The 25866-nt window shown below is 69.9% G+C and carries 22 protein-coding genes, 1 tRNA gene and 6 pseudogenes; 20 read left to right on the forward strand and 9 right to left on the reverse strand.

From position 1 onward, the window contains the following. The first annotated feature begins 4 nt into the window (after nt 1-4). Entirely contained in the window at nt 5-1153 is a 1149-nt protein-coding gene (locus OG456_RS19780) for a M20 family metallopeptidase (protein ID WP_266562807.1), read from the forward strand. Here OG456_RS19780 and OG456_RS19785 read toward each other — a convergent pair. After that, entirely contained in the window at nt 1131-1745 is a 615-nt protein-coding gene (locus OG456_RS19785) for a TetR/AcrR family transcriptional regulator (RefSeq protein ID WP_266562809.1), read from the reverse strand. The genes OG456_RS19780 and OG456_RS19785 overlap by 23 nt on opposite strands. A gap of 115 nt (nt 1746-1860) precedes the next feature. On the opposite strand from OG456_RS19785, the gene OG456_RS19790 reads away from it, so the two are divergent. From OG456_RS19790 to OG456_RS19805, 4 genes are all read left to right on the forward strand, one after another. After that, nucleotides 1861-3324, forward strand: coding sequence for an aldehyde dehydrogenase (locus OG456_RS19790; protein ID WP_266562811.1), 1464 nt, complete (start codon nt 1861-1863; stop codon nt 3322-3324). Nucleotides 3325-3407: 83 nt separating this feature from the next. Then, the gene (locus OG456_RS19795; protein WP_266562813.1) at nt 3408-4760 is read left to right on the forward strand and encodes an aspartate aminotransferase family protein; all 1353 of its coding nucleotides are present in this window, start codon (nt 3408-3410) and stop codon (nt 4758-4760) included. A gap of 84 nt (nt 4761-4844) precedes the next feature. After that, nucleotides 4845-6413: an APC family permease gene (locus OG456_RS19800; protein ID WP_266562815.1), complete on the forward strand. Its 1569-nt coding sequence runs from the start codon at nt 4845-4847 to the stop codon at nt 6411-6413. Between the two features lie 61 nt (nt 6414-6474). Then, nucleotides 6475-6633, forward strand: a complete 159-nt coding sequence (locus OG456_RS19805) for a hypothetical protein (protein WP_165914669.1) — start codon at nt 6475-6477, stop codon at nt 6631-6633. An 80-nt stretch (nt 6634-6713) separates the two neighbouring features. On the opposite strand, the gene phoU is transcribed toward OG456_RS19805, so the two are convergent. After that, nucleotides 6714-7397: a phosphate signaling complex protein PhoU gene (phoU, locus tag OG456_RS19810; RefSeq protein ID WP_266562819.1), complete on the reverse strand. Its 684-nt coding sequence runs from the start codon at nt 7395-7397 to the stop codon at nt 6714-6716. Between the two features lie 189 nt (nt 7398-7586). Between phoU and OG456_RS19815 the strand changes: the two genes are divergently transcribed. Then, nucleotides 7587-8864, forward strand: a complete 1278-nt coding sequence (locus OG456_RS19815; protein ID WP_266562821.1) for a cell wall metabolism sensor histidine kinase WalK — start codon at nt 7587-7589, stop codon at nt 8862-8864. Further along, the gene (locus tag OG456_RS19820; protein ID WP_018527980.1) at nt 8861-9541 is read left to right on the forward strand and encodes a response regulator transcription factor; all 681 of its coding nucleotides are present in this window, start codon (nt 8861-8863) and stop codon (nt 9539-9541) included. The genes OG456_RS19815 and OG456_RS19820 overlap by 4 nt, the downstream gene beginning before the upstream one ends. Nucleotides 9542-9630: 89 nt before the next feature. Here the strand turns inward: OG456_RS19820 and OG456_RS19825 are convergent, their stop codons facing one another. After that, nucleotides 9631-10275, reverse strand: a complete 645-nt coding sequence (locus tag OG456_RS19825) for a DUF461 domain-containing protein (RefSeq protein WP_266562825.1) — start codon at nt 10273-10275, stop codon at nt 9631-9633. 676 nt (nt 10276-10951) lie between these two features. Here OG456_RS19825 and OG456_RS19830 point away from each other — a divergent pair. From OG456_RS19830 to OG456_RS19860, 7 genes are all read left to right on the forward strand, one after another. Then, the gene (locus OG456_RS19830) at nt 10952-11434 is read left to right on the forward strand and encodes a CarD family transcriptional regulator (protein WP_003953493.1); all 483 of its coding nucleotides are present in this window, start codon (nt 10952-10954) and stop codon (nt 11432-11434) included. A 292-nt stretch (nt 11435-11726) separates the two neighbouring features. After that, entirely contained in the window at nt 11727-12470 is a 744-nt protein-coding gene (gene ispD / locus OG456_RS19835; RefSeq protein ID WP_266562827.1) for a 2-C-methyl-D-erythritol 4-phosphate cytidylyltransferase, read from the forward strand. Continuing rightward, nucleotides 12460-12954, forward strand: coding sequence for a 2-C-methyl-D-erythritol 2,4-cyclodiphosphate synthase (ispF, locus tag OG456_RS19840; protein ID WP_266562829.1), 495 nt, complete (start codon nt 12460-12462; stop codon nt 12952-12954). Before ispD ends, ispF begins: the two co-directional genes overlap by 11 nt. A 74-nt stretch (nt 12955-13028) precedes the next feature. Continuing rightward, nucleotides 13029-13433 carry a PPOX class F420-dependent oxidoreductase gene (locus tag OG456_RS19845; RefSeq protein WP_266562831.1) on the forward strand — a complete coding sequence of 135 codons (405 nt, stop codon included), beginning with the start codon at nt 13029-13031 and terminating at the stop codon, nt 13431-13433. 92 nt (nt 13434-13525) lie between these two features. Beyond that, a complete protein-coding gene (cysS, locus tag OG456_RS19850) occupies nt 13526-14926 on the forward strand; it encodes a cysteine--tRNA ligase (protein WP_266562833.1) in 1401 nt (466 codons plus the stop codon). 85 nt (nt 14927-15011) lie between these two features. Continuing rightward, complete coding sequence (gene rlmB / locus OG456_RS19855; protein ID WP_266562836.1) at nt 15012-15962, forward strand: 23S rRNA (guanosine(2251)-2'-O)-methyltransferase RlmB; 951 nt, start codon at nt 15012-15014, stop codon at nt 15960-15962. A 92-nt stretch (nt 15963-16054) separates the two neighbouring features. Further along, on the forward strand, nt 16055-17725 hold the full coding sequence (locus tag OG456_RS19860; protein ID WP_266569344.1) for a DoxX family protein: 1671 nt from the start codon (nt 16055-16057) through the stop codon (nt 17723-17725). 74 nt (nt 17726-17799) lie between these two features. Here the strand turns inward: OG456_RS19860 and OG456_RS19865 are convergent, their stop codons facing one another. The 5 genes and pseudogenes from OG456_RS19865 to OG456_RS50510 all read right to left on the reverse strand — a co-directional run. Beyond that, entirely contained in the window at nt 17800-18552 is a 753-nt protein-coding gene (locus tag OG456_RS19865; RefSeq protein WP_266562838.1) for a nucleotidyltransferase family protein, read from the reverse strand. A 44-nt stretch (nt 18553-18596) separates the two neighbouring features. After that, entirely contained in the window at nt 18597-19052 is a 456-nt protein-coding gene (locus OG456_RS19870) for a hypothetical protein (RefSeq protein WP_116512325.1), read from the reverse strand. Between the two features lie 225 nt (nt 19053-19277). Continuing rightward, nucleotides 19278-20417 (reverse strand): ABC transporter ATP-binding protein, encoded by a 1140-nt coding sequence (locus OG456_RS19875; protein WP_266562841.1) that lies wholly within the window; start codon nt 20415-20417, stop codon nt 19278-19280. Between the two features lie 358 nt (nt 20418-20775). Then, nucleotides 20776-21408 (reverse strand): RNA-guided endonuclease TnpB family protein, encoded by a 633-nt coding sequence (locus OG456_RS19880; protein WP_266562843.1) that lies wholly within the window; start codon nt 21406-21408, stop codon nt 20776-20778. An 8-nt stretch (nt 21409-21416) separates the two neighbouring features. Beyond that, nucleotides 21417-21641: pseudogene (locus OG456_RS50510) on the reverse strand (helix-turn-helix domain-containing protein); the annotation flags it as partial. 181 nt (nt 21642-21822) lie between these two features. Here OG456_RS50510 and OG456_RS19890 point away from each other — a divergent pair. From OG456_RS19890 to OG456_RS19910, 5 genes and pseudogenes are all read left to right on the forward strand, one after another. Beyond that, nucleotides 21823-21898, forward strand: a tRNA-Thr gene (locus OG456_RS19890). A 351-nt stretch (nt 21899-22249) separates the two neighbouring features. Then, a pseudogene (locus OG456_RS19895) lies at nt 22250-22587 on the forward strand (UTRA domain-containing protein); the annotation flags it as partial. Further along, nucleotides 22584-22802, forward strand: a pseudogene (locus OG456_RS19900) (YdcF family protein); the annotation flags it as partial. The pseudogenes OG456_RS19895 and OG456_RS19900, both read left to right, overlap by 4 nt. A gap of 227 nt (nt 22803-23029) precedes the next feature. Then, nucleotides 23030-24270: pseudogene (locus tag OG456_RS19905) on the forward strand (PP2C family protein-serine/threonine phosphatase). Between the two features lie 87 nt (nt 24271-24357). After that, nucleotides 24358-24606, forward strand: coding sequence for a hypothetical protein (locus OG456_RS19910; RefSeq protein WP_266562845.1), 249 nt, complete (start codon nt 24358-24360; stop codon nt 24604-24606). 207 nt (nt 24607-24813) lie between these two features. Here the strand turns inward: OG456_RS19910 and OG456_RS19915 are convergent. Next, a pseudogene (locus tag OG456_RS19915) lies at nt 24814-25062 on the reverse strand (hypothetical protein); the annotation flags it as partial. Between the two features lie 27 nt (nt 25063-25089). Between OG456_RS19915 and OG456_RS19920 the strand changes: the two are divergent. Further along, nucleotides 25090-25657, forward strand: a pseudogene (locus OG456_RS19920) (IS5 family transposase); the annotation flags it as partial. Nucleotides 25658-25866 lie beyond the last annotated feature (209 nt).

Genomic DNA, 25866 nt, shown 5'->3' on the forward strand with positions numbered 1-25866 from the left:
GCCCGTGCGCGAGGCGGTCGCGAAGGCGGCGCCCGAACTCCTCGCCCTGAGCCATCGCATCCACGCGAACCCCGAGGTGGCGTGGGAGGAGGAGAAGGCAGCGCGCTGGACCGCGTACGCCCTGAGCGGCCTCGGCTACGACGTCGTGACCGGGACCGCGGGCCTGCCCACCGCCTTCACCGCCACCGTCGGCAGCGGCCCGCTCCATCTCGCGATCTGCGCCGAGTACGACGCGCTGCCCGGCCTCGGCCACGCCTGCGGGCACAACGTCATCGCGGCGGCCGCGGTGGGCGCCGCGGCCGGACTGGCGCCGGTGGCGGACGAGTTGGGCCTCAAGGTCACCGTCTTCGGCACCCCGGCCGAGGAGGGCGGCGGCGGCAAGATCCTCATGCTGGAGCGCGGTGCCTTCGACGGGGTGCACGCGGCGATGATGGTGCACCCCGGTCCCGCGGACGTCGCCGAGGCCGACCCGTACGCGGTCGCGCACCTCAAGGTCCGCTACCACGGCAAGGCGGCGCACGCGGCGGCCTACCCGGAGCAGGGCCGCAACGCGGCGGACGCCTTCACGGTCGCCCAGGTCGCCATCGGTCTGCTGCGCCAGCAGCTCCCGTCCACCACGCGCGTGCACGGCATGGTGACGCGCGGCGGGGAGGCACCGAACGCGATCCCGGAGCTGACCGAGGGCCGCTGGTACGTGCGCGCGGGAAGTCTTGAGGAGCTGTCCGCGCTCCAGCCGCGCGTCGAGAAATGCTTCGAGGCCGGCGCCCTGGCCTCGGCCTGCGACCTCGAGATAGAGCCGGAGTCCCGCCCGTACTCGGAGTTCCGCAACGACGCCGCGATGCTGGCCGTCTACCGGCAGGCGGCCGAATCCCTCGGCCGCACCTTCGACAGCTGCGGATCGCCGGCGGCCCGGATGAACCGCGCCTCCACGGACATGGGCAACGTCTCCCGCGTCCTGCCCGCCATCCACCCCTACCTGGGCATCAACTCGCTGCCCGCGGTGAACCACCAGAAGGAGTTCGCGGCGGCGTGCGTCACCCCGGACGCGGACCGGGCGGTCCTCGACGGCGCGCTGGGCATGGCGCTCACCGCGGTGGCCCTCGCGGGCGACGACCGGGAGCGGGCCCGGCTCACAGCACCGGGCAGCCGGTGACCGTCCGCGCGTAGCCGAGGAGCAGGCGCCGGGCGACGTCCGGCGTCAGCTCGGCGTTGCGGCTGACGATGTGCAGCCCGTAGCCGTCCTCCAGCGCGACGAGGTTGCGCGCGACGTCGGCGACGGGCTCGGTGAGCGTGAACTCCCCTACGGCCGCGCCGACTTCGAGCACCGTCGCGTACAGGGCGACCTCGCGCGCGAAGAGTGATGCCATCAGCGTCGCGTGCCCGGAGCTGCGGTCGGCGCGCCGGTGCAGCTCGAAGAGCAGTCCGTGCACGGCGTCCCCTGAGCCGCCCGGCAGCCCGCTCCCCACGAGGGCCCGCAGCCGCGCGGCGGCCCCGGTCGCCCCGTCCACGGCACCCTGCCGGGCGGCCAGATAGCGCTCCACGGCGCCTCGGTGCACCTCCAGGACCAGCTCGCCCATCTCCGGGTAGTAGTACAGAACCGACCCCGCCGACATCCCCGCCTCGGCGGCGATGTCCTTGATGCGCAGCCCCTCCAGGCCCCGCTCGGCGATGGCGCGCCCCGCCGCGTCGACGAGGGCCTCGCGGCGCGCCGTCTGGTTCTTCGGTCTCCCAGGCTTGTTCCCCATGGGTTAATTCTCTGTTACTCGGTTCAAATAAATCAAGTTCCTTGCGTCCAGGGCATTGACGACCCGGCACCCCATTGTTTGAATCCGATCTCAAAGAAGTAGAGGGAGCCGCCGCATGAACACCTACGCAGACTGGCAGCGCCGAGCAGCCGAACTGACGCCACGCACCCGGGCGTTCATCAACGGCACATGGACCGAGGCGCAGTCCCAGGCCACCTTCCCCACCGTCAACCCGGCCACCGGCAAGGTCACGGCACACGTCGCCCGGGGCGAAGCGCCCGAGATCGACGCGGCGGTCCGCGCGGCCCGCACGTCGTTCGACGACGGCCGCTGGTCCCGCACCGACCCCGCGGCCCGTAAGCGCGTCCTGCTCAGGCTCGCCGACCTGATCACCGCCGACGCGCAGGAGCTGGCCCTCCTCGACACCCTCGACATGGGCAAGCCGATCGCCGAGTCGTACGGCACGGACGTGCCCGGTGCGGCCGGCGTCTTCGCCTGGTACGCGGAGGCCGCGGACAAGCTGTACGACGAGATCGCGCCGACGCCCCCGGGCAACCTGGCGACGGTCCGCCGGACACCGCTGGGCGTGGTGGGCGCCGTGGTCCCGTGGAACTTCCCCCTCGACCTGGCGAGCTGGAAGCTGGCGCCGGCCCTCGCGGCGGGCAACAGCGTCGTACTCAAACCGGCGGAGCAGTCCCCGCTCTCGGCCCTGCGCCTGGCCGAACTGGCAGCGGAGGCGGGTCTCCCCGACGGCGTACTGAACGTCGTCCCCGGCATGGGTGACACCGCGGGCCGGGCCCTCGGCCTGCACAAGGACGTCGACACCCTGGTCTTCACGGGCTCGACGAAGGTCGCCCGCCTCTTCCTGTCCTACGCCGCCGAGTCGAACATGAAGCAGGTCTGGCCGGAGGCGGGCGGCAAGAGCCCGAACGTGGTCTTCGCCGACGCGGACCTGGACGCGGCGGCAGAGCGCGCGGCCTGGGGATTCGCGTACAACGCCGGCCAGGTCTGCTCGGCCAACACCCGCCTCCTGGTGGAGAGTCCGATCGCCGAGGAGTTCACCGCCCGCGTCGCGGAACACGCGGCACGCTTCGTGCCGGGCGACCCCCTGGACCCCGACACGAACCTCGGCCCGCTGGTGGACGAAGCCCAGGCCGTCCGGGTCCTCGGCGCGATCGAGGCATCGGACGGCAAGGTGATCACGGGCGGCACGCGCGAGGGCGCGTACCTCACCCCCACGATCGTCACCGGCCTGCGCCCCGACGCACCCCTCGCGAGCGAGGAACTCTTCGGCCCGGTCCTGACGGTCCACGCCTTCACCACGGAGGAAGAGGCGATACGGACCGCCAACGACTCCCCGTACGGCCTGGCGGCCTCGCTGTGGACGAGGGACCTGGCCCGCGCCCACCGCGTGGCGGAAGCCCTGCACGCCGGGACGGTCTCGGTGAACACGGTCGACGCGCTGAGCCCGCTCACGCCGTTCGGCGGCTTCAAGCAGTCGGGCCACGGCAGGGACCTGTCGCTCCACTCCCTCGACAAGTACACGGGCCTGAAGACGACGTGGATCACGTACGGGTGAACCCGGACGCGCAACCGGGCCCGACGGCGACCGCCCGGACGGCTCCCCGACCCTCCACACGACCTCCCGAAGGGACGAACACCATGACCCTCACCCCCGCACAGCAGCTCGCCGCCACGGACCGGGCGCACATCATCCACCCCTACCTCCCCGGCACCGCCGAGGAACGCGTGGTGATGACGGAGGGCAAGGGCTGCCGCCTCACCGACGCGGAAGGCCGCAGCTACCTCGACGCGACCGGCGGGCTCTGGCTCGCCCAGGTCGGCCACGGCCGCAAGGAGATCGCCGACGTCGCGCACGCTCAGATGCAGCAGCTCGAATACTTCACGAGCTTCTGGGAGTTCTCGAACGACAAGGCGATCCAACTGGCCGAACGCCTCGCCACGCTGGCCCCCGACAACCTCAACCACGTCTACTTCACGTCCGGCGGCTCGGAGGGCAACGAGGCGGCCATCAAGATGGCCCGCTACTACCACCACCGCCGGGGCGAGGGCTCCCGCACCTGGATCCTGGCCCGCGACAAGGCGTACCACGGCATCGGCTACGGCGGCGGCTCGGCGACCGGCTTCCCCGTCTACCACGAGGGCTTCGCCCCGATGATGCCGCACGTCAGCCACCTGACGCCCCCGTGGCTGTACCGCACGGAGCTCTACGGCGACGCCGACCCCACCGACTTCCTGATCGCCGAACTGGAGGGCCGCATCGCGGAGATCGGCGCCTCCAACATCGCGGCGATGATCGGCGAGCCCATCATGGGCGTGGGCGGCATGCTGGTCCCGCCGGCGGACTACTGGCCGCGCGTACGCGAGGTCCTCGACCGCCACGGCATCCTCCTCATCTTCGACGAGGTGGTGACGGCGTACGGCCGCGTGGGCGAATGGTTCGCGGCCCAGCACTTCGACGTGAAGCCGGACATCATCACGACGGCCAAGGGCATCACGTCGGGCTACACACCGCTCGGCGCACTCCTGGTCTCCGACGAGGTGACCGAGGCGCTGCTCCAGGACCACGGCTTCCCGATGGGCTACACGTACAACGGGCACCCGGTGGCGGCGGCGGTGGCGCTCGCGAACCTCGACATCATCGAGCGGGAGAACCTCCTGTCGCGCGCCGTCACGATGGGCGAGTACCTCCACAACCAGCTCACCGACGCCCTGGGCGACCTGCCGATCGTCGGCGAGATCCGCTCGGTCGGCATGATGCTGGCGGTGGAGCTGGTCGCGGACCGCGAGACCCGCACCCCCCTCCCCATGAACCCGGCCCGCATGCCGCACGACGTGATCCGCAGGGAGACGGGCGTCATCGTCCGCGACTCGGCCCACAGCCTGGTCCTGTCCCCGCCGCTGATCATGACGGAGCAGGAGGCGAAGGAGGCGGCGACGGCGATGCGCTCGGTCCTCGAACGCACGACACCGGCGGGCGACATCACCAAGTAGCCCCGGGCCCTGCCCCACGAACCACCGAGCGCCACCAAGCCACCCGCACCGTCCCACCCGTCCCCAGCTCACGAGGACACAGACGTGCCCGACTACAAAGAACAAGCAGCACCTCCACCCAGCACGACCACCCCCGCGGACGCAGCAAGCACCCTCACCCCCGCGGACGCAGAAAGCACCCCCACCTCCACCCCCAACCTCCACAGAAGCCTCCGCCGGTTCGACATCACGGCCATGGCGGTGGCCGCGGTGATCTCCTTCGACACGGTGGGCCAGATCGCGACGGGCGGCGGAGAGGCGGTGACGTGGACGGCGGTCATCGCGGTCGCGTTCCTCATCCCGTACGCGCTGCTCTTCGCGGAGACCGGCGCTGCCTTCCCCCAGGAGGGCGGCCCCTACGTCTGGGTGAAGCTGGCGTTCGGCCGGCTGACGGCGGCGATCACGACGCTCTTCTACTGGGTGACGAACCCGATCTGGCTGGGCGGCTCGCTCGTGTTCATCGCGGCCCAGACCTGGGACGGCTTCGTGTTCCGCCTGGGCCAGGGCACGTTCGCGGACTACGCGTTCAAGACGGTGTTCATCTGGACCGCGATCCTCACGGCGGTGGTCTCGCTGCGCAAAGGCAAATGGATCACCACGGCGGGCGCGGCGGCCAAGGTCCTCGCGCTCACCGTGTTCACGGCGACGGCAGTGGCGTACGGACTGGAGCACGGCTTCCAGGGCCTGACGGGAACGGCGGACAGCACCACCGCCACCTTCACCCCCACGACAGCCGGCTTCCTGGCGCTCGTCCCGGTACTCCTCTTCGCGTACGTGGGCTTCGAGGCCCCGAACGCGGCGGGCGAGGAGATGCACAACCCGCAACGCGACGTCCCCACAGCCCTCGGACGCTCCGCGGCGATCGCGGCGGCCTGCTACCTGCTCCCGGTCCTGGCGATCCTCTCCGTGGTCCCGCCCGGCAAGGTGACCGGCATCGGCGGCTTCATGGAGGGCGCCCAGACCATCTTCACGATCTACGGAGGCGCAAGCGGCGCACTCCTGAAGGCGACCGCGCTCCTCTTCGTCTTCGCGCTCCTCACCCAGGGCAGTGCCTGGATGATCGTCAGCGACCGGATGCAGGCGATGGCGGCGGCGGACGGCGGCTTCTTCAGCCGCAAGCTGGGCGCGTTCCACCCGACGCTGGGCACACCAGTGCGCACGAACCTGCTGTCGGGGGCGATCGCGACGGTGTTCATGGTGGCGGCGATGCGGCTCGCGGACGGCGACGCGGCGGCGGTGTTCTCGGTTGTCCTGACCGTCGCGGTGACGACGCTGCTGCTCTCGTACCTGACGGTGATCCCGGCCCTGGCGGTCCTGCGCCTGCGCCACAGGGACGTACCGCGCCCGTACCAAGTCCCGTTCGGGACAAAGGGGTTCATGATCTGCGCGGCGCTGGTCTACGCGTGGATCCTGACCGGCTCATGGGCGGCCCTGTTCCCTGGCACGCTGGAGGGGCTGCTCGGCATCACGTACGACTTCCACGACACGTGGGGGGTGTCGCGGACGGCGTTCGAGGCATTCACGCTGGGCACGGTGGTCGCCCTGCTGCTCATCGGCACCATCGGTCACACAGTGGCCGGAAAGATGAACGCCCGCGCGCGTGTGCGCCGTTGACGCGCCCGCCGGGCTGGGCATGAACTGAGGGACAGGCAGTTCGCCCCGAGGAGGGAACACCATGGCCGAGTCCCCCACCCCAGAAGCCGTCGCAGAGCAGCCCACGGAAGTCGCGCAGCCGCACCGGCTGGTCCTGCTAGGCGCCTGCGGCTGCGGCTCGGGCTGCGGCTGCGGCTGCCAGTCGGGCGCGCCGTGCCAGTGCGGCGGCTGCTCGGGCTGACACGACGGAACGTGACGGGGGCCCCGCACCACACAGGTGCGGGGCCCCCGTCCGACAGGTCACCCCGAGAGGGGACCGGCTCAGCTGCCGTCGACAGGCTGCGGCTGCGGCGCCTGGATCTCGTCGGCGTGCTCACCGGTCACGAGATACACCACACGCTTGGCCACGGAGACCGCGTGATCGGCGAAGCGCTCGTAGTAACGGCCCAGCAGCGTCACGTCCACGGCGGTCTCGATGCCGTGCTTCCACCGGTCGTCCATCAGATGCTGGAACAGCGTCCGGTGCAGCTGGTCCATCTCGTCGTCGTCCTGCTCCAGCTGAAGCGCGAGGTCGACGTCCTTGGTGATGATGACCTCGGCGGACTTCGCCATGAGCCGCTGCGCGAGCTGCCCCATCTCCAGCACGGTCGCGTGCAGGTCGTGCGGAACGGCCTGGTCCGGGAACCGCAGCCGGGCGAGCTTGGCGACGTGCTGCGCCAGGTCACCGCTGCGCTCCAGGTCCGCGCTCATCCGCAGCGAGGTCACGACGATCCGCAGATCCGTGGCGACGGGCTGCTGGCGCGCGAGCAGGGCAATCGCCCTCGCCTCCAGGTCATGCTGCAGATCGTCGACCTTCTGGTCCGCCGCGATGACACTCTCGGCCAGCTTCAGGTCGGCGTCGAGCATGGCCGTGGTGGCGCGCCCGATCGCCGACCCGACAAGGCGGGCCATCTCGACCAGGCCCTCGCCGATCGAGTCAAGTTCCTCGTGGTACGCGTCACGCATACAACTGTCCCTCTCACTCACTGCGTGGGGCTGTTGTGCCCCACGCTCCCACGTTCGGCCCTGTACGCGTCCGTTTCCGTCACCCCGAATGAATCACCCCTGTACCCAAGGTGAACTCTGGGCGACGAGTGTTCGAGGTACCACTCGGACGGCTGTGGGCAGTGCTGACGAGGCGCATAACCTGGGGGCATGGACGTGAACGCGGCGGTCGCCGCAGCGGCAGCGATCGCCGGGGTGTGCACCGGCGTGATCGCCATGCTGGCGTTTCGCTGGAGCGAACGCGACCAGAAACGCCCCACCCGTACTTCCCTGCACACGGACCCGGTCCTTCCGCCCGGCGTCGACACCGTCCTCTCCGTACTGCGCTCCTCCGCCGTCGTCCTGGACGAGGCGGACAGCGTGGTCAAGGCCAGCTCGGCGGCGTACGCCCTCGGCCTGGTCAGAGGCGGCAAACTGGCCGTGGAGCCGATGCTCCTCATGGCCAGGGACACCCGCCGTGACGGAGAGATACGGCAGGTCGAGCTCGACCTGCCCCGCCGCGGCACCGGCCGCGGGGACGCCCTCGCGGTCTCCGCACGGGTGGCCCCCCTCGGCTCCCGCCTGGTCCTGCTCCTCGTGGAGGACCTGACGGAGGCCCGCCGCATCGAGGCGGTCCGCCGCGACTTCGTGGCGAACGTCAGCCACGAGCTGAAGACCCCGGTCGGCGCGCTCAGCCTCCTCTCCGAGGCGGTCATGGACGCGTCCGACGACCCGGAGGCGGTGGAGCGCTTCGCAGGCAGGATGCAGATCGAGGCGACCCGCCTGACGAACCTGGTCCAGGAGCTCATCGACCTGTCCCGGGTGCAGAACGACGACCCGCTGGAGGACGCCGAGCCGGTCCGCGTCGACGAACTCGTCGCCGAGGCGATCGACCGCTGCCGCCACCAGGCCGGCACGAAGCAGATCACCATGGCCGCGGGAGGCACCGCGGACCTCCAGATCTGGGGCAACCGCGGCCAGCTCGCCGCGGCTCTCGGCAACCTCGTCGAGAACGCCGTCAACTACAGCCCGGCCCGAACCCGCGTGGGCATAGCCGCGCGCCGGGTCAGCGCACCTGGCGGAGACCTCATAGAAGTGGCGGTCACCGACCAGGGCCTCGGCATCTCCGAAAAGGACAAGGAGCGCATCTTCGAGCGCTTCTACCGGGTCGACCCGGCCCGCTCCCGGGCCACCGGCGGCACCGGCCTCGGCCTTGCCATCGTCAAGCATGTGGCTGCCTCGCACGGCGGGGAAGTCACCGTATGGAGCTCCGAAGGCCAGGGCTCCACGTTCACCCTGCGGCTGCCGGAGGCAGGCGCGACCCGCGACCGCGGCCCAGGACACGTAGGCGGCGACGCATACGGACACCACGACGGCAATGACGCCGACGGGCCCGACGAGACAACCGCATACGATCCCATTCCTGCCGCCCCGGAGGTCCTTCCGTGACCCGAGTGCTCGTCGTCGAGGACGAGGAATCCTTCTCCGACGCCCTGTCGTACATGCTCCGCAAGGAGGGTTTCGAGGTCGCCATCGCGGCCACCGGCCCCGACGGACTCGACGAGTTCGAGCGCAACGGCGCCGACCTCGTCCTGCTCGACCTGATGCTGCCGGGCCTGCCCGGCACCGAGGTCTGCCGCCAGCTGCGCGGCCGGTCCAACGTCCCCGTCATCATGGTGACCGCCAAGGACAGCGAGATCGACAAGGTCGTGGGCCTCGAGATAGGAGCCGACGACTACGTCACCAAGCCCTTCTCGTCCCGCGAGCTGGTCGCCCGCATCCGCGCGGTCCTGCGCCGCCGGGGCGAGCCCGAGGAGGTCGCCCCGCAGGCCCTGGAGGCCGGCCCGGTCCGCATGGACGTGGACCGCCACGTCGTCACGGTCTCCGGTTCCAAGGTCGACCTGCCCCTCAAGGAGTTCGACCTCCTGGAGATGCTCCTGCGCAACGCGGGCCGCGTCCTGACCCGCATGCAGCTGATCGACCGCGTGTGGGGCGCCGACTACGTGGGCGACACCAAGACCCTCGACGTCCACGTCAAGCGTCTGCGCGCCAAGATCGAGCCCGACCCGGGAGCCCCGCGCTACCTGGTGACGGTGCGCGGCCTTGGCTACAAGTTCGAGCCGTAGAGCGCCGGGTCACGGCGGTGACCCAGCCACGGAACGCCGAAGGGCGGGACCCCCACCGGGGGTCCCGCCCTTCGCCATTGCGTACGTGATCAGTGCCCGGCGGCCGGGCTGCCCGAGGCCGACTCGGACGGCGAGGCGGAGCCGGACGGGGTGGCCGACCCGGAGGGCGTCGCGGAGCCGGACGCGGACTCCGACGGCTCCGTGCTCGGCACGGCCGGGATCTCGCTCGGCCCCCACTTCTTGAAGTAGCTCTCGGCCGGCACGACGAACGACTGGATCTTGACGGCGCCCGTGGTGCTGAACGTGAAGGTCAGCGCCTTCACGTCACCGTCGAGGTCGGCGGTGCGGCTGTTGGGCAGCTGCGCGGACGCGTTGCCCTTCCCGCCGAGCACGAGGGAGCCACCGGCCGGGATCTTCACGGTCGACTTGCCGTCGGCGGCCGACAGCTCGGCCTTCTTGCCGACGCCGTCGAGCACGATCGAGTCGAGGGTCTGGGCCTTGGAGCCATTGTTGAAGAGCGTCGCGGTCACGACGGCCGGACCCGTGGACTTCAGGTCGGGCTGCGTGATCACGGTGGCGTTCTGGATCCGGATGTCCCCGACGGAGGTCTCCGCGTTGTCCGGCTTGACCTCCAGCGTCTGGGCATTGTTTCCGGCGCCGCACGCGGCGAGCGAGGCGATCGAGAACGCGAGGGCGGCGGCGGCGAGGGCGCCGCGTCGAAGGCTGCTGCTCACGGCGGCGGCAACTCCTTGAACGTGGGCGGTAAGGGTCTGGACGCCCTGGACGGGTGTAAAGCCGCCCTAAGGGTCTGTCAGCGGGCTTAGGTTACCGAGCCGTTCGCGCGCCGCTGCACCCGACCCGCCCCTAGGGGGTTTCGGATGGATCTCGGCACCGGCCGATCCCCCGCTCCGACCGGGGCGCGCACGCCCCGCCCCACCCGCGATCACACCCCCGCCGACCCCCTCGGCCCCTCTCACCTCACCAAACGTGACAGGCCGCATTGGCCTCCCGTTCACCATTCACATAAGGGCCGCTGGACCGCTCCTGCGGATTTCCGGTAAGGAATGCATGGCGGTACGGAAAATTGATCACCCGCCACGGTGATCAATTCCGGATTCGGGTCGCACGCGTCTCCGAGTCACCGAACGGAGTAGCGGAAGCGTGGCGCTTCGAACCGCGCAAACCGGGACGTTCGACCCTCTGCGGGTCGTTCCAGGTAGGTGTAACGTGCGCGTTTCGGCTCTACCGAAGAGCCGCTCCCACCTGCGAATACCTCCTTCCACAGGCCCTCCGCAGCACGTTCCGGTTGTGGTTGTCAAGCCCCGAGATATGCCCTGACCTGCGAAAACGCCATTCAGAAGACGCCGTTTCCGTGTTACCCTGGATAGCCACGGAAGGGGTACCTGTCACATGACGTTCAAGGTTGGCGACACCGTGGTCTATCCCCATCACGGGGCCGCGCTGATCGAGGCTATCGAAACTCGCCAGATCAAAGGCGTGGACAAGACCTACTTGGTGCTGAAGGTCGCGCAGGGTGACCTGACGGTGCGTGTGCCAGCGGACAATGCGGAGTTCGTCGGCGTACGTGATGTGGTCGGTCAGGACGGTCTCGACCGGGTCTTCGAGGTGCTTCGCGCGCCGTACGCCGAAGAGCCCACGAACTGGTCGCGCCGCTACAAGGCAAATCTCGAGAAGCTCGCCTCCGGCGATGTCATCAAGGTCGCGGAAGTCGTCCGTGACCTGTGGCGTCGGGAGCGTGAGCGCGGACTGTCCGCAGGTGAGAAGCGCATGCTCGCCAAGGCACGGCAGATCCTGGTGAGCGAGCTCGCGCTCGCTGAGAACACGAACGAGGACAAGGCCGAGGCCCTGCTCGACGAGGTTCTCGCGTCCTGACGCGTGCCCTGACCGGCACGCGGCTGCGACAAGAAGTCCCGGGCGAGAGCCCGGGCGCATGAATAATGCCGCGGTGCCCGCTGACCCTGATGGTGTCGCCGGGCGCTGCGGCATGTTCGTACCCGCACTCTGTGTCTACTCGTGGCGCCCTACCCGCTTGACTCAGTTGGTGTGCCGGGCCCGGGCAGCTGGCTCGACCGGTGTCACGGAAGGGGTCCGGTCAAGGCGTCGCGCCCGGCACTGGTGTTGGCCATACCCACCTCGGTCGAGCACACAAACCTGAACGGAAGCGATGTCTGACGAAACGCGGCCCTCGCGCACCGCGGCCGTGATTCCGGCCGCCGGCCGGGGCGTACGCCTCGGCCCGGGCGCCCCCAAAGCACTCCGCGCGCTCAACGGCACCCCGATGCTCATCCACGCCGTCCGGGCGATGGCCGCCTCGCGGTCCGTCTCCCTCGTCGTCGTGGTCGCCCCGCCCGACGAGGCGTCCGCCGCCGAGGTGAAGACCCTCCTCGCCGACCACGCGCTGCCCGAGCGGACCGACTTCGTCGTCGTCCCCGGCGGCGAGACCCGCCAGGAGTCCGTGAAGCTCGGCCTCGACGCCCTGCCGCCCGGCATCGACGTCGTCCTCGTCCACGACGCGGCCCGTCCCCTGGTGCCCGTCGACACGGTCGACGGCGTCATCGAAGCCGTACGCGAAGGGGCCCCCGCCGTCGTCCCCGCGCTGCCCCTCGCCGACACCGTCAAGCAGGTCGAGGCCCGCACCGACGGCGGCCCCGAACTCGTCGTCGCGACGCCCGAACGGGCCCGGCTGCGTGCCGTGCAGACCCCACAGGGCTTCGACCGCGCGACGCTCGTGCGCGCCCACGAGACCGTCACCGACAACGTGACGGACGACGCCGGCATGGTCGAGCAGCTCGGTGAACCGGTCGTCGTCGTGCCCGGGCACGAGGAGGCCTTCAAGGTGACCCGCCCCCTCGACCTCGTGCTCGCCGAAGCCGTACTCGCCCGCAGGAGGGCCAACGATGGGTTCTGAGCCGCCGGTCATCCCCCTCGTCGGCATCGGCACCGACATCCACGCCTTCGAAGAGGGCCGCGAGTTGTGGTGCGCCGGCCTGAAGTGGGAGGGCGAGGGCCCCGGTCTCGCCGGGCACTCCGACGCCGACGTCGTCGCGCACGCCGCGTGCAACGCGCTGTTCTCCGCCGCCGGGCTCGGTGACCTCGGCGCCCACTTCGGCACCGGCCGTCCCGAGTGGTCCGGCGCGGCCGGGCTCACCCTGCTGACCGAGGCCGCCCGCATCGTGCGCGAGGCGGGCTTCACCATCGGCAACGTCGCCGTACAGGTCATCGGTCCCCGGCCGAAGATCGGGAAGCGGCGCGAGGAAGCGCAGAAGGTGTTGTCGGACGCCGCCGGCGCCCCGGTCTCCGTCTCCGGCGCCACCACCGACGGCCTGGGTTTCCCCGGCCGCGGCGACGGCCTCGCGGCGATCGCCACGGCACTGGTCGTCAGGACGGGCTGAAATACCGCTCCGGGGGCGGATGTTGCCGCAATATCGGGTACTCGTACAGGCATCCCCCCAAGGAGTGAGGCTCCATGTCCGCCCAGCTGTCCGAAGAGCTCAAGGCGTTGCTCGACACCCCCGTCTTCATCACCGTCGCCACCATCCAGCCCGACGGGAGCCCGCAGGTGTCGCCTGTCTGGGTGAAACGGGACGGGGACGACGTGCTGTTCTCCACGACCGTCGGCCGGCGCAAGGAGAAGAACCTGCGCCGCGACCCCCGCGTCTCCGTCGTCGTGCAGCCCACCGACAACCCCTACGCGTACGCCGAGATCCGCGGCACGGCCGACCTCACCACCGAGGGCGGCCAGGAGCTCATCGACGAGCTGTCCCTCAAGTACACGGGCAAGAAGTACGCGGAGTTCAACCCCCGCTCCGCGGACGACGCCGAGCGCGTCGTCGTGCGCATCACACCCCGCAAGGTCGTCGGCCGGATCTGAACGGTGGCCTGACACACGTCACAACGTCACGGTTGCGCCCCGTGTCCCCAAGGGGTCGCGGGGCACTGCCTTGGGGCCACTACCCTGGAGGCGTGACTATTCGCCTGCACGACACCAGCGCCCGGAAGATCCGTGACTTCGTCCCGCTGACACCGGGTTGTGTCTCGATCTACCTCTGTGGCGCGACCGTGCAGGCCGCTCCGCACATCGGGCACATCCGGTCCGGCCTCAACTTCGACATCATGCGCCGCTGGTTCACGTACCGCGGCTACGAAGTGACGTTCGTGCGGAACGTCACCGACATCGACGACAAGATCATCAAGAAGGCCGCCGAACAGGGCAGGCCCTGGTGGTCGATCGGGTACGAGAACGAGCGCGCGTTCAACGACGGCTACACCGCCCTCGGCTGCCTGCCGCCCACGTACGAGCCGCGCGCCACCGGTCATGTCACCGAGATGGTCGAGATGATGCGCGGCCTCATCGAGCGCGGCCACGCCTACGAGGCGGACGGGAACGTCTACTTCGACGTGCGTTCCTTCCCCGGCTACCTGGAGCTGTCGAACCAGGACCTCGACGAACTGCGCCAGCCGTCCGGCGACGGCGAGACCGGCAAGCGCGACCCGCGCGACTTCGCCATGTGGAAGGCCGTCAAGCCCGGGGAGCCCAGCTGGGAGACTCCGTGGGGCCGCGGCCGGCCCGGCTGGCACCTGGAGTGCTCGGCGATGGCCCACAAGTACCTGGGCACCGCCTTCGACATCCACGGCGGCGGCATCGACCTGATCTTCCCGCACCACGAGAACGAGATCGCCCAGGCCAAGGCCTTCGGCGACGAGTTCGCCAAGTACTGGGTGCACAACTCGTGGGTCACCATGAGCGGCGAGAAGATGTCGAAGTCCCTGGGCAACTCGGTCCTCGTGTCCGAGATGGTCAAGGACTGGCGCCCGATCGTGCTGCGCTACTACCTCGGCACCCCGCACTACCGCTCGACCATCGAGTACAGCGAGGAGGCCCTGCGCGACGCCGAGTCGGCGTTCGCGCGGATCGAGGGCTTCGTGCAGCGCGTCGTGGAGAAGGCCGGGGGCGTCGTCGCCCCCGCCGACGAGGTGCCGCCCGGCTTCGCCGAGGCCATGGACGACGACCTCGGCGTGCCGCAGGCGCTCGCGATCATCCACACCACCGTCCGCCAGGGCAACAGCGCCCTCGCCGCCGACGACAAGGAAGCCGCCGTCGCCCGCCTCGCCGAGGTGCGCGCGATGCTCGGCGTCCTCGGCCTGGACCCGCTCGACCCGCACTGGGCCGGCGAGACCGACCGCGGCGAGGACCTGCACGGCGCCGTCGACACCCTTGTACGGCTCGTCCTGGAGCAGCGCGAGTCCGCTCGCGCCCGCAAGGACTGGGCGACCGCCGACGCCATCCGCGACCAGCTCGGCCAGTCCGGGCTCGTCATCGAGGACAGCCCGACCGGGCCGCGCTGGACGCTCGGCCCGCGCTGACGACCTGCGCGAATGTGCCGCTCGGGCCTCCGGGCGGCACACTTCATATACGTACGCACATACGCATCACACAGACAGGTAGATCATGGCCGCGAACAACCGCCGCATGTCCGGCAAGAAGGGCGCGCAGGTCGGCAGTGGCGGCCAGCGACGCCGGGGACTCGAAGGCAAGGGTCCGACGCCGCCCGCCGAGATGCGCAAGGGACACAAGAAGAACCGCATCGCGGGCGCCAAGGCGAAGCAGACCACCGCCACCCGCCGCACCGCGACGCTGAAGGGCCGCGGCGGCAAGGGCACGTCCGAGATGGTCGTCGGCCGCAACTCCGTCGTGGAGGCGCTGCGCGAGGGCGTGCCCGCCTCGATGCTCTACGTCCAGCAGTTCATCGACAACGACGAGCGGGTGCGCGAGGCGCTCCAGCTCGCCGGTGAGCGCGGCGGCATCCACCTGATGGAGGCCCCCCGCCCCGAGCTGGACCGCATGACGAACGGCCTCAACCACCAAGGCCTCGTCCTCCAGGTCCCGCCGTACGAGTACGCGCACCCGGAGGACCTCGCCGCCGCCGCGTACGACCAGGGCCAGGACCCGCTGATCGTCGCCCTGGACGGCGTCACCGACCCGCGCAACCTGGGCGCCGTCGTGCGTTCCGTCTCCGCGTTCGGCGGCCACGGCGTCGTCGTGCCCGAGCGGCGCGCGGCCGGCATGACCGCCGGTGCCTGGAAGACGTCCGCGGGCGCCGCGGCCCGTACGCCCGTCGCCCGCGCCACGAACCTGACGCGCGCTCTCGAGGGGTACAAGAAGGCGGGCATCGCCATCGTCGGTCTCGCGGCCGACGGCGAGCACACCGTCGGTGACCTCGAAGCCCTCGGCGGGCCCGTCGTCATCGTCGTCGGCAGCGAGGGCAAGGGCCTGTCCCGCCTCGTCGGCGAGACCTGCGACTACCGCGTGCGGATCCCGATGCCGGGCGGCACCGAATCCCTCAACGCCGGTGTCGCGGCGGGCGTCGTCCTGTACGAGGCCGCGCGCCGCCGGTCCTGAGCCGGGTGTCCGGGCCGCGATCTTGACGCGGTCCGGACATTTGCACGCGCTCAAGGCAGTGTCCTAAACACACATCACTCGGTTAGATGAGTGTGGACACCAGAACACCCCGCACACCTACGGGGGACCGCTCGCCCGGATTCGGCCCCGGATTCGATTCCGGATTCGACGACGGTCCCGCGCTGAGCATGGTGAAGGTGCCGTGCGATCCCGCGCAGGTCGTCGTCAATCACGCGAGTTTCCGCGTGCAGCTGCCCAGGGCGCAGCAGACGCAGTCCCCCCGCATCGCCCGGCACCTGGGCTCGCTGGACCAGACCGCCCGCATCCCCGTCGTCGGCGCGGCCGCCGCGCGCCGCCGCGCCCCGGTCGTCTGGAGCGGCCGGTCCGCGCCCGGCGACCCCGGGGCGACCGGTCTCCTCCAGGCGGCCCGCAGAGCAGGCGAGAGCACGCTGCCCCGGCACGGCTTCGAGGGCGGGGAGGGCGGCGCCACCCAGGTCATCCCGCGCATCGACCTCGACAGCGACCTCAGGGACGACGCCACCGGCGAACTGCCCACGGTCACCGCGCAGGGCACCCGCCTCCTCCCGAAGATGCGCCAGTCCGGCAGCGCCTTCGAAGAGCCGTCGTACGAGGAACCCCCGTATGACGGCGGCGAGTTCGTCGGCGACGAGTACGGCGACGAGTACGGTGACGGGGACGAGCGGAACGCCTCCCGGCGGCACGGCGCCGACCCGGTGCGGCACGCGTACTACCCCGGCCGCCGGATGAACCTCGGAGTCGTCCTCCTCCCGCTGCGCGTCTTCCTCGGCTTCATCTCCATGTACGCGGGCATGGGCAAGCTCTGTGACCCCGTCTACTTCGACGGCGGCGACCGCGGCTCCATGGTCAAGTGGCTCAACTCGCTGCACCCGTGGGCCCTCGCCGAACCCCTGCGCGACTTCGCCCTCCAGCACCCCGTCGGCGCCGGGCTGTGCATCGCCTTCCTCCAGGTCGTCGTCGGCGTGCTCACCGTGCTCGGCCTCTGGCAGCGCGTCGCGGCCGTCTTCGGCGTACTGCTCTCGGCCGCCCTCATCGTCACCGTCAGCTGGAAGACGGTGCCCGCCTACGACGCGCCCGACATCATCTACCTGGCCGCCTGGTCCCCGCTGATCATCGCGGGCGCGCCCGTCTACTCCATCGACGGACGCCTCGCGGGCGGCGCCTGGCGCCGGCTCGGCCCGCGCGCCGAACTGTGGGAGCTGCGGCGGTACGTGCTGCGCCGCGGCACCGTCGTGACGACCGTCGTCGTCGGCCTGACCCTGCTCATCGGCTCGCTGCTCGGCGGCGCCGTGCGCGACGCGGGCCGCGTCACCGCCCCCGGTCCCGGTGAGGCCCCGCGCAACGAACTGCCCGGCTCCCCGCTCCCGTCGGAGCCCGGCCGCAAGCAGCACCGCTCGCAGAGCCCGTCGGCGTCCAACACGCCTACGCAGGGCGCCACTTCGGCGAAGCCGTCCGGCGCCGCGAGCTCACCGGGATCCGCCCCGGCGACGGGCACCGCCAGCGGCGCGGGCCAGCCCAGCCAGACGCAGGGCACCGGCCAGGCGCCCCCGCAGTCGGCCCCGCCGGCCCAGCAGCAGCCTCCGGCGTCCAGCAGCGGACCCGCCTCCAGCGGCGGTACGGGCACGGGCGGCGGCGCCGGTACCGGTGGCGGCACCGGCGGTTCCGGCGGTTCCGGCGGCGGGGACGAGCCGGGGGGCCTCCTCGGCGGAGTACTCGGCGGCTGACCACACCCCGTAGAAACCTGAAGGGCCCGCACACACCGTGTGTGCGGGCCCTTCAGGTTGCGGGGGCGACGGGCTCAACGCCCCGGCGCGGCCAGCTCCTTGGCGGCCTCGGTGAGGTCCTTCGCCGTGTCGATGGCCCTCCAGTACGCGCCCTGCGGGATCGGGAACCCGGCGAGACGCTTGGCGCGGGCCAGGCGCGGGAACGTGGTGCGCTCGTGGTCACCGCGGTCCGGGAGCAGGCCCGTGAAGTCGGGGGAGAAGACGTAGACGCCCGCGTTGATCAGATACGGGGACGGCGGGGCCTCGACGAAGTCCGTGATGTGGCCGAACGCGTCGGTCTCCACAGCGCCCCACGGGATGCGGGGGCGGGCCAGGGCGAGGGTGGCGGTGGCGTCGCGCTCGGCGTGGAAGTCCGCCATCTCGCGCAGCGAGAACCGGGTCCAGATGTCGCCGTTCGTCGCGTACCAGGGCCGGTCGGGGTGCGGCAGGTGCGCGGCGGCGTACTTGAGGCCGCCGCCACGGCCGAGGGGTTCCTTCTCGACCACCGTGGTGACGCGCAGGGGGAGTTCGGCGCCGTCGAGCCACTCCTGGAGCACCTCGGCGAGATGCCCGCAGGAGACGACCGCGTCCGTCACGCCCTCTTGGGCGAGCCAGGCAAGCTGATGGCCGATGATCGGGGTCCCCGTGCCGGGGATCTCGACCATCGGCTTGGGCCGGTCGTCGGTGTAGGGCCGCAGGCGCGAGCCCTGGCCGCCGGCCAGGACGACGGCCTGTGTGGGGTGGTGCTGGCTGTGCGTGTGCGGGTCCTGGGCCTGGGCGCTCGTCATGCCCGCACTGTACGTCGGCCCCTTCCCGGCCGGCCGTGAGGGCGTCAGCCGCGCGCCGCCGTGGCGACGCCCGTGGCGAACGCGGTGTCGCAGACAGGGCGGGCGAAGGACTGGGCGCGGGAGGGACCGTAGGCCTGCACGGCGGCGCGGCCCAGGGCGCGGGCGATGGAGACGCAGTGCTTGGCGAGGGACGGCCGCTCGTGCATCTCCTGCTGGAGGTGGGTGAGGGCGATACCGGGGTCCTTGTCCTGGAGCTCGAGCAGCAGCTTGTCGCGCAGGACGTCCTGGGGGGCACGCGACTTGGCGCGCGCCGAGACGTTCTGCGAGGAAGCGGTGAGGATCGAGTCCGCTGAACTGCCGGACCAGTTCACTCGGGTGACCGCGAGTGTGCCGGAGAGCACCAGCATCACCGGCAGGACGAGAGCGAGGGTGCGGCCGACGCGGCGGGCGGGGCCCCGGCCTCGGCGCGGCTTCTGGGTGTAGTTGGCGGAGTGCGTCACGCGAGTGAGCGTAGCGGTCGGTGATGATTTGGCGACATTTAGTCACTCGGTCGAGGGATGGGTAATCCGGTTTTGATTCACGCGTGTTGACGCGCGGGGGTCGAAATGGCGGGCGTGCCGGGGCATTTGTCGACAACGCGGCGTGCGCGGGGGGCGGGGGAGCGGCCGGAACGCGGTGGAGCCCCGCACCGAAGTGCGGGGCTCCACGGCGGAACAGGCGGGATGTCAGTCGGTGAGGCGCTCACCGGTCGACGAGGAGAAGACGTGGGTCTCGCCCGGACGCGGCACGACGTGGAGCTGGGTGCCCTTCTCGGGGACCTGGCGGCCGTTGACCCGGACGACGAGGTCCTTGGCCTCGCCACCGACCTGCGCGGTGCCGTAGACGTAGCCGTCGGCGCCGAGTTCTTCGACGACGTTCACCGAGACGGCGAGGCCGGCCGGGGAGTCCTCGGCGTCCTTGGTGAGGGACTTCGCGGCCTCGCCGCCGCCCGCCTCGACGATGTCGAAGTGCTCCGGGCGGACGCCGACCGTGACGGTGCGGTCGCCGGCGTCGGAGGCGGCCTTCAGCGCCTCGCGGTTCACCGGGACGACCGAGTTGCCGAACTTCACGCCGCCGTCGGTGATCGGGACCTCGACCAGGTTCATGGCGGGGGAGCCGATGAAGCCGGCGACGAAGAGGTTGGCCGGGCGGTCGTACATGTTGCGCGGGGTGTCGACCTGCTGCAGCAGACCGTCCTTGAGGACCGCCACACGGTCACCCATCGTCATGGCCTCGACCTGGTCGTGGGTGACGTAGACGGTGGTGATGCCGAGGCGGCGCTGCAGCGACGCGATCTGCGTACGCGTGGACACACGGAGCTTGGCGTCGAGGTTCGACAGCGGCTCGTCCATGAGGAAGACCTGCGGCTCACGCACGATGGCGCGACCCATGGCCACGCGCTGGCGCTGACCACCGGAGAGGGCCTTCGGCTTGCGGTCCAGGTACTCGGACAGGTCGAGGATCTTCGCGGCCTCTTCGACCTTCTGGCGGATCTCGGCCTTGTTCACGCCGGCGATCTTGAGGGCGAAGCCCATGTTGTCGGCGACCGACATGTGCGGGTAGAGCGCGTAGTTCTGGAACACCATGGCGATGTCCCGGTCCTTGGGCGGCAGGTGGGTCACGTCGCGGTCGCCGATGCGGATCGCTCCGCCGTTCACGTCCTCGAGACCCGCGAGCATGCGCAGGGAGGTCGACTTGCCGCAGCCGGACGGGCCGACGAGGACGAGGAACTCGCCGTCCTCGATCTCGATCTCCAGGCCGTCGACGGCCGGCTTGGTGGAGCCCGGGTAGATCCGGGTCGCCTTGTCGAACGAAACAGTTGCCATGGCTGTGAAGCCCCCTTCACCGGCAGGAACGTGCCGGACGATCCGAGTAAAGGTGGTGATCCGCTACGGCTGATGCCGCAGTGGTTTAGTCCACACGGGTGAACTGTGTCTGGACGGTACCTGTCGGGTGTCGGGTCTGTCAGTAGTCGGAGCGAAGTGACCTTCGACGAAATTTTTTCGAGAAGTTCGAGGGTTCGGACTGGCTGGCAGGCAGAGCAACGCACTTTTGACCTCGCCCTCAGGCTTCCTGCTTCACTGCCCGTCGCCGACGGACGGACGGGATATCCCCGCCGTCGCTTACGGACTCACACGAGCTCCACAGGCGTTCCGGCCGACGGCCCGTCGGTCCGTGTGGCGCCTACCGCATGACTGGCAGAGGCCCCTGTGGTCGAGGCAACGCCGACGCCCTGATCACTGTCGGCGCCCTGCCGTCGGGTGGGAGTGCGGATGTCGCCAGCCGGCACAGCCGCATTCCCTCGTCCCGCAGATTCACCGCCGCGTTCACGTCGCGGTCGTGTGTCGCGCCGCACCCGTCGCATGTCCACTCCCGCACCGCGAGATCCAGCTTCGGGCCCTTGACGTGGCAGGCCGAGCAGCGGCGGGTGGAGGGGAAGAACCGGTCCACGATCACCAGCGTCCGCCCGTACCACTCGCACTTGTAACGCAGCTGCCGCAACAGCTCTCCCCAGGCCGCGTTCCGGATCCCACGGTTCAGCGACGCCTTTCGTCTTCTGCCTTTGCCACGAGTTCTGCCTTTGCCACGAGCCGGCCGCAACAGGGACGCGATGGACAGGTCCTCCACCACGAGCACTTGGCTCTCGCGCACGAGGCGGGTCGTGAACTGGTCCAGCATGTCCCCGCGTACATCACCAATGAGCGCGTACAGGCGAGCGATCTGCCGCCTGACCTTCTCCCTTCCGCGAACCCCACATTCACCCGATGCCGCTCCCAGGCGCCCGAACGCAGCGCCAGGCCTTCGTTGTAGACCCACCGGCAGGCGCCGAACGTCTTCTCCAGCTGCTCGGCCTGCGCCGCGGTCGGGTAGAAGCGGAAGCGGTAGACGCGCTGCTGAGTGCCGGGCTCCTTGGTGCGGCTCCCCATGTGGGTCGCCGGACGGCCCTGATCCTCGACCCGGTCGCTAATGGCGAGTGCCTCGCGCTTGACGCGCTTGGCGTCGGTGCCGGTCAGCGCCACCGACTGCCCATGCGCCGCCGAATCCCCCATGAGTCCCCCGGGTCTCGTAGTCCGATAGTCGGAACAGTGAGTCTGTTCGTTAAACGAACGAGTGCGTGGGTGGTTACGCGGGGATCGCGATCTCGGGCGTGGTGGGCGACTTCGTGGCTGGGGCAAACGGGGGCTGTGTAAGGTGGAGCAGCCTTCGCGTACGGTCGTTGTCGCACGCGATGCCCCCTTAGCTCAGTTCGGTTTAGAGCGCGTGATTTGTAATCTCGAGGTCGTCGGTTCGAATCCGACAGGGGGCTCTGCAGGAAACCCCAGCTCAGACGTCGTCTGAGCTGGGGTTTCCTGGTTCACCGGACGTGGCGGCGACGCCAGGCACGAGCCGCGCCGAGTCGGTGGTCTCAGTTGTGGTCTCAGACGGACGTTTCGGAGCAGGCGTGCAAGCTGCTCGTTGACTTCTGCCCAGTCTGCAGGGGGTCCAGTGGTCGGCCGTCCGGGCACGCGATCACGGTCTTGTGCTCCTGCCTCGTGTGCCCGGTCGCGGCTCGCACACGTTCATCCCCTAGCTGCACTTCAGGGCCCGCGAGAGGATGCGGTGCACCTTGAATACGTGTGACGGGCACGTCGAGCGCTTGAGGCGCCTCGGCATCGCGCACGAGCAGACGCGGTTGGTCAGCCGCCTCGTGGCACTGCGGATCGGCGCCACGACGCTCGGGCTGCCCGCGGGGGCAGAGGTCTACGCGCGGGCTCGGCCAGTGATGGGGGACCGCCCCACGCACACTCACCAGCTGCTACCGCCCCGAGCGTGGACGAAGTGAAGGGCCTGCAACTCCCGCCGGGAGAGCGGGTAGTCGAGCTGCATCGCACGACCTACACGGCGGACAACACGGTTGTGGAGTTCGCCATCGGCGTTCATGCGGCTACGCGCTTCGCGTGGTCCTACGACTTCAAGGTGCCCGACTCGGCGCAGGAAGGGGGCGACAAGGCGTGATCTCCACACAGGCATGGGCCGACGCGCAGGAACTGTGGGCCGTCCAGCAGATGGGCCAAGAACTCCGGCCATGCTCGGTAGCCATCGGGCTCGGCAGCCATGACCTCGGCGTAGCTGACGTGACGGCCGACCTGTACCACTGTGGCCTGGCGCCCCTGATCGTGTTCACCGGGGCGACCAGCCGAACGACGCGTGAGGCGATGCCGAAGGGCGACAGGGTGTTTCGGAGCCACTCGGGCAGCGAGATCGGGAGCCGCCGTTTGGACACCGGGATTGAGAGCCACGTCTCCTGACCTGGTGTGACATGCCGCCCTTAGCGTAATCGGCTCGTTGGGTCGGTTGGCCGTGTCAGGCTGTGCGGATTGACGGTCGTACCAGGAGCCCGTGTGTACCGATCACGTGATGGGGGCTTCGAGCGGATCCGTCAAGGGCGGGTGGGGCTGTGACGGCAGGAGAGTCGCAGCCCGAAAGGGGCGCGGTGGACCGGTCGGAAGGATTCGGTGAGCTGCTGCTGGGGGTGCTGCTGGACCGGGCCCACGAGATGCCACCGCATCTGATCGCCCCGCTGATCGTGGAAGTGGTGGGTCGGGTCGGGGGCCGTGACGTCTCGGTTCTCCTGCAGGACTACGAACAGCTGATGCTGGTGCCGCTGCCGGGTAGGCGGCTGACCGTTGGCGAGTGCGCGCCGATTGATGGCTCCCCCGCCGGCACGGCCTTCCGGAGCGGGACCCCCGTCGAGGTGCCGCAGGCAGACGGGGTGCGGATGTACCTGCCGTTGCTGGACGGCAGTGACCAGGTGGGGGTGCTGGCGCTCACCCTGGACACCGTCGACGTCGACGACCGGCGGCTGCTGCGCCGACTGGCTGGCCTGGCCGCCCACGTGCTGGTCACCAAGAACAGCTACACCGACCAGTTCTTCCAGACCCGACGGCGCGAGCCGATGAGCGTGGCCGCGGAGATCCAGTGGTCCCTGCTGCCCCCGCTGTCGATGTCCACCCCGCAGGTCGCGGTGGCCGGCATCCTCGAACCCGCCTACAAGGTCGCCGGCGACAGCTTCGACTACGCCCTCAACGACGACATCCTGCACGTCGCCACAGTCGATGCGATGGGACACGGCCTGGACGCCGCCACCATGGCGACCGTCGCCATCGGCGCCTACCGGCACGCCCGCCGCACCGACGTCGGGCTGTCCGAGATCTACGCGTTCATGGACCGGGCCATCGCCGGGCAGTTCGGGCCCGAGCACTTCGTCACCGCACAGATGATGCGCCTGAACGTTGCGACAGGCCACCTGCAATGGGTCAACGCCGGCCACCCCGCGCCGCTGCTGATTCGCAACCACCAGGTCGTCCGGCAACTCCACAGCCCCACCACCTTGCCGGTCGGCTTCGGCGGCGACGAGCCCCAGCTCAGCGAGCAGACACTCCAGGTCGGCGACCGGGTGCTGTGCTTCACCGACGGCCTGATCGAGGAGCACGATGTCCGCGGCGAGCAGTTCGGCGAGGAGCAACTCATCGCCTGGGTCAACCGCATCGAGCACGCGAGGAAGGGGTTCGGGCCGTGGTGCGCTCCCTCTCCCACACCCTGATCCGGGAGCGGGGCGGGATCACCAGCGATGACGCGACCCTCTTCCTGATCGAGTGGCGCGGGGGCGCCGCCGACCACCTTGCCACCCTGGAATGAGCCGATACCGCCCGACGGAGGGGCGGCCGTGGGCGGTGAGATCGGGCATGTCACGCGAGAAAACCGCGAGGGATCTACCGTAAAGGTATGAGCGTGTTCATCAAGCTGGTGGAGAACCGGCCCCCCAAGGAATACGCGGAGCTGGCGGCCGCAGATATCTCCTACGACGACATCACCGAAGGTGAGTCGCCCGCCACGTACGAGTACGACCTGCTTCCGAGCGGCGCATTGCGGATCCTCAGGATGACCAAAGGCGAAGCCGCTGTAGTCGAATCGATCTACGCTCCCGGACTCTGGTTCCGTGTCCGGGGGCAATGTCGCGGTAATGCGGAATAGCAAGCACTTTGCCAGCAGCCGGGCGCTGCCGGCTACTGAGCCCGGTCGTCGGTACTTGAGGTCCGAGCAGATGTGCTCATGCTTCGCGTCAGGCTACGGAATCACGTCGGAAACTACGCAGGTGTACCGTGGATCGTGGGTTGCGCACTCTCACGTGTCGCGCCTGAAAGGACGGCCCCGGCGGTTTCACCGGGGCCGTTTCGGCGGTCACGCTGAGCGTGCTGGCGCGGTCACACGGGCGCCATGGCCGCCCTCGGAGTCCCAGACCGCTTCTCGGCCCAGGTCGGCTCTTGTCACGATCCGTTGGAATTCGGCCCTCTCCAGCAGATCACCCGCTGTGTGGCTGCGCAGCGGACCGGTAGCCGCAGTCATCAGCCAGGCAGCGATGGCCGGATCCGTCTGCGGCGGAATCACGAGCAGGTCCCAGCGGCCAACGGTGTAGGAGAGCAGCAACAGCAGGCTGGTGGGGTGGCGAACATCGACGACGAGGCGGTGTTCGCCGCGACCGTCTACGTGCTGGTCAGTGGTTGTGCCTGGCGGGCGCTGCCGCCCTGTTTCGGGGCGTCGAAGTCGACTGTGCATCGCCGATTCGTGATCTGGTCGCGGGCCGGAGTGTGGGGCCGGATGCACCAGAAGGTGTTGCAACTCCTGCACGAACAAAGGTTGGTTGATCTCTCTCGCGCGGTCCTCGATTCCGCCCACGTCCGCGCTAAAAGAGGGGCGCACTTGCAGGTCCGAGCCCCGTGGACAGGGGTAAGCCTGGTTCCGAGACGCATGTCCTGTCCGACGCGGCCGGACTGCCCCTACGCGTCGGACTCTCCGCGGCCAACACCCACGACAGCCGGCACTGAAGCCGATGCTGTCTCACTTCCACATGGGACACGAGTTCCACGCAGCCGACTCCAAGCCACAACGCCTCCACGCGGACAAGGCGTACGACATCCCTCATCTGCGGAAATGGCTATGGGGCAAACGCATCGGCGTCCGAATCGCCCGCAAGGGCATCGAGTCCAGCGAACGGTTAGGGCGCCGCAGGTGGGTCATCGAGCGCATGAGAGCACGAGGATAAACAAGGCTGAACGGCAAAGATGATTCGCCACTACAGGACGATGAGGCGCCCGGCCCATGGCCGGGCGCCTCACTATTTTTGCCCTGTTGGTCTAGCCAATGTGAGCCAGGTTGCTGCGAATGCATTATTTTCATTGACCCCTGCGCCGACCTGGTCACGACGTCGTGGCCTCGCCCGTTCGAACCAAACAG

This window comes from Streptomyces sp. NBC_01446, assembly GCF_026340095.1.
Taxonomy (GTDB): domain Bacteria; phylum Actinomycetota; class Actinomycetes; order Streptomycetales; family Streptomycetaceae; genus Streptomyces; species Streptomyces aureus.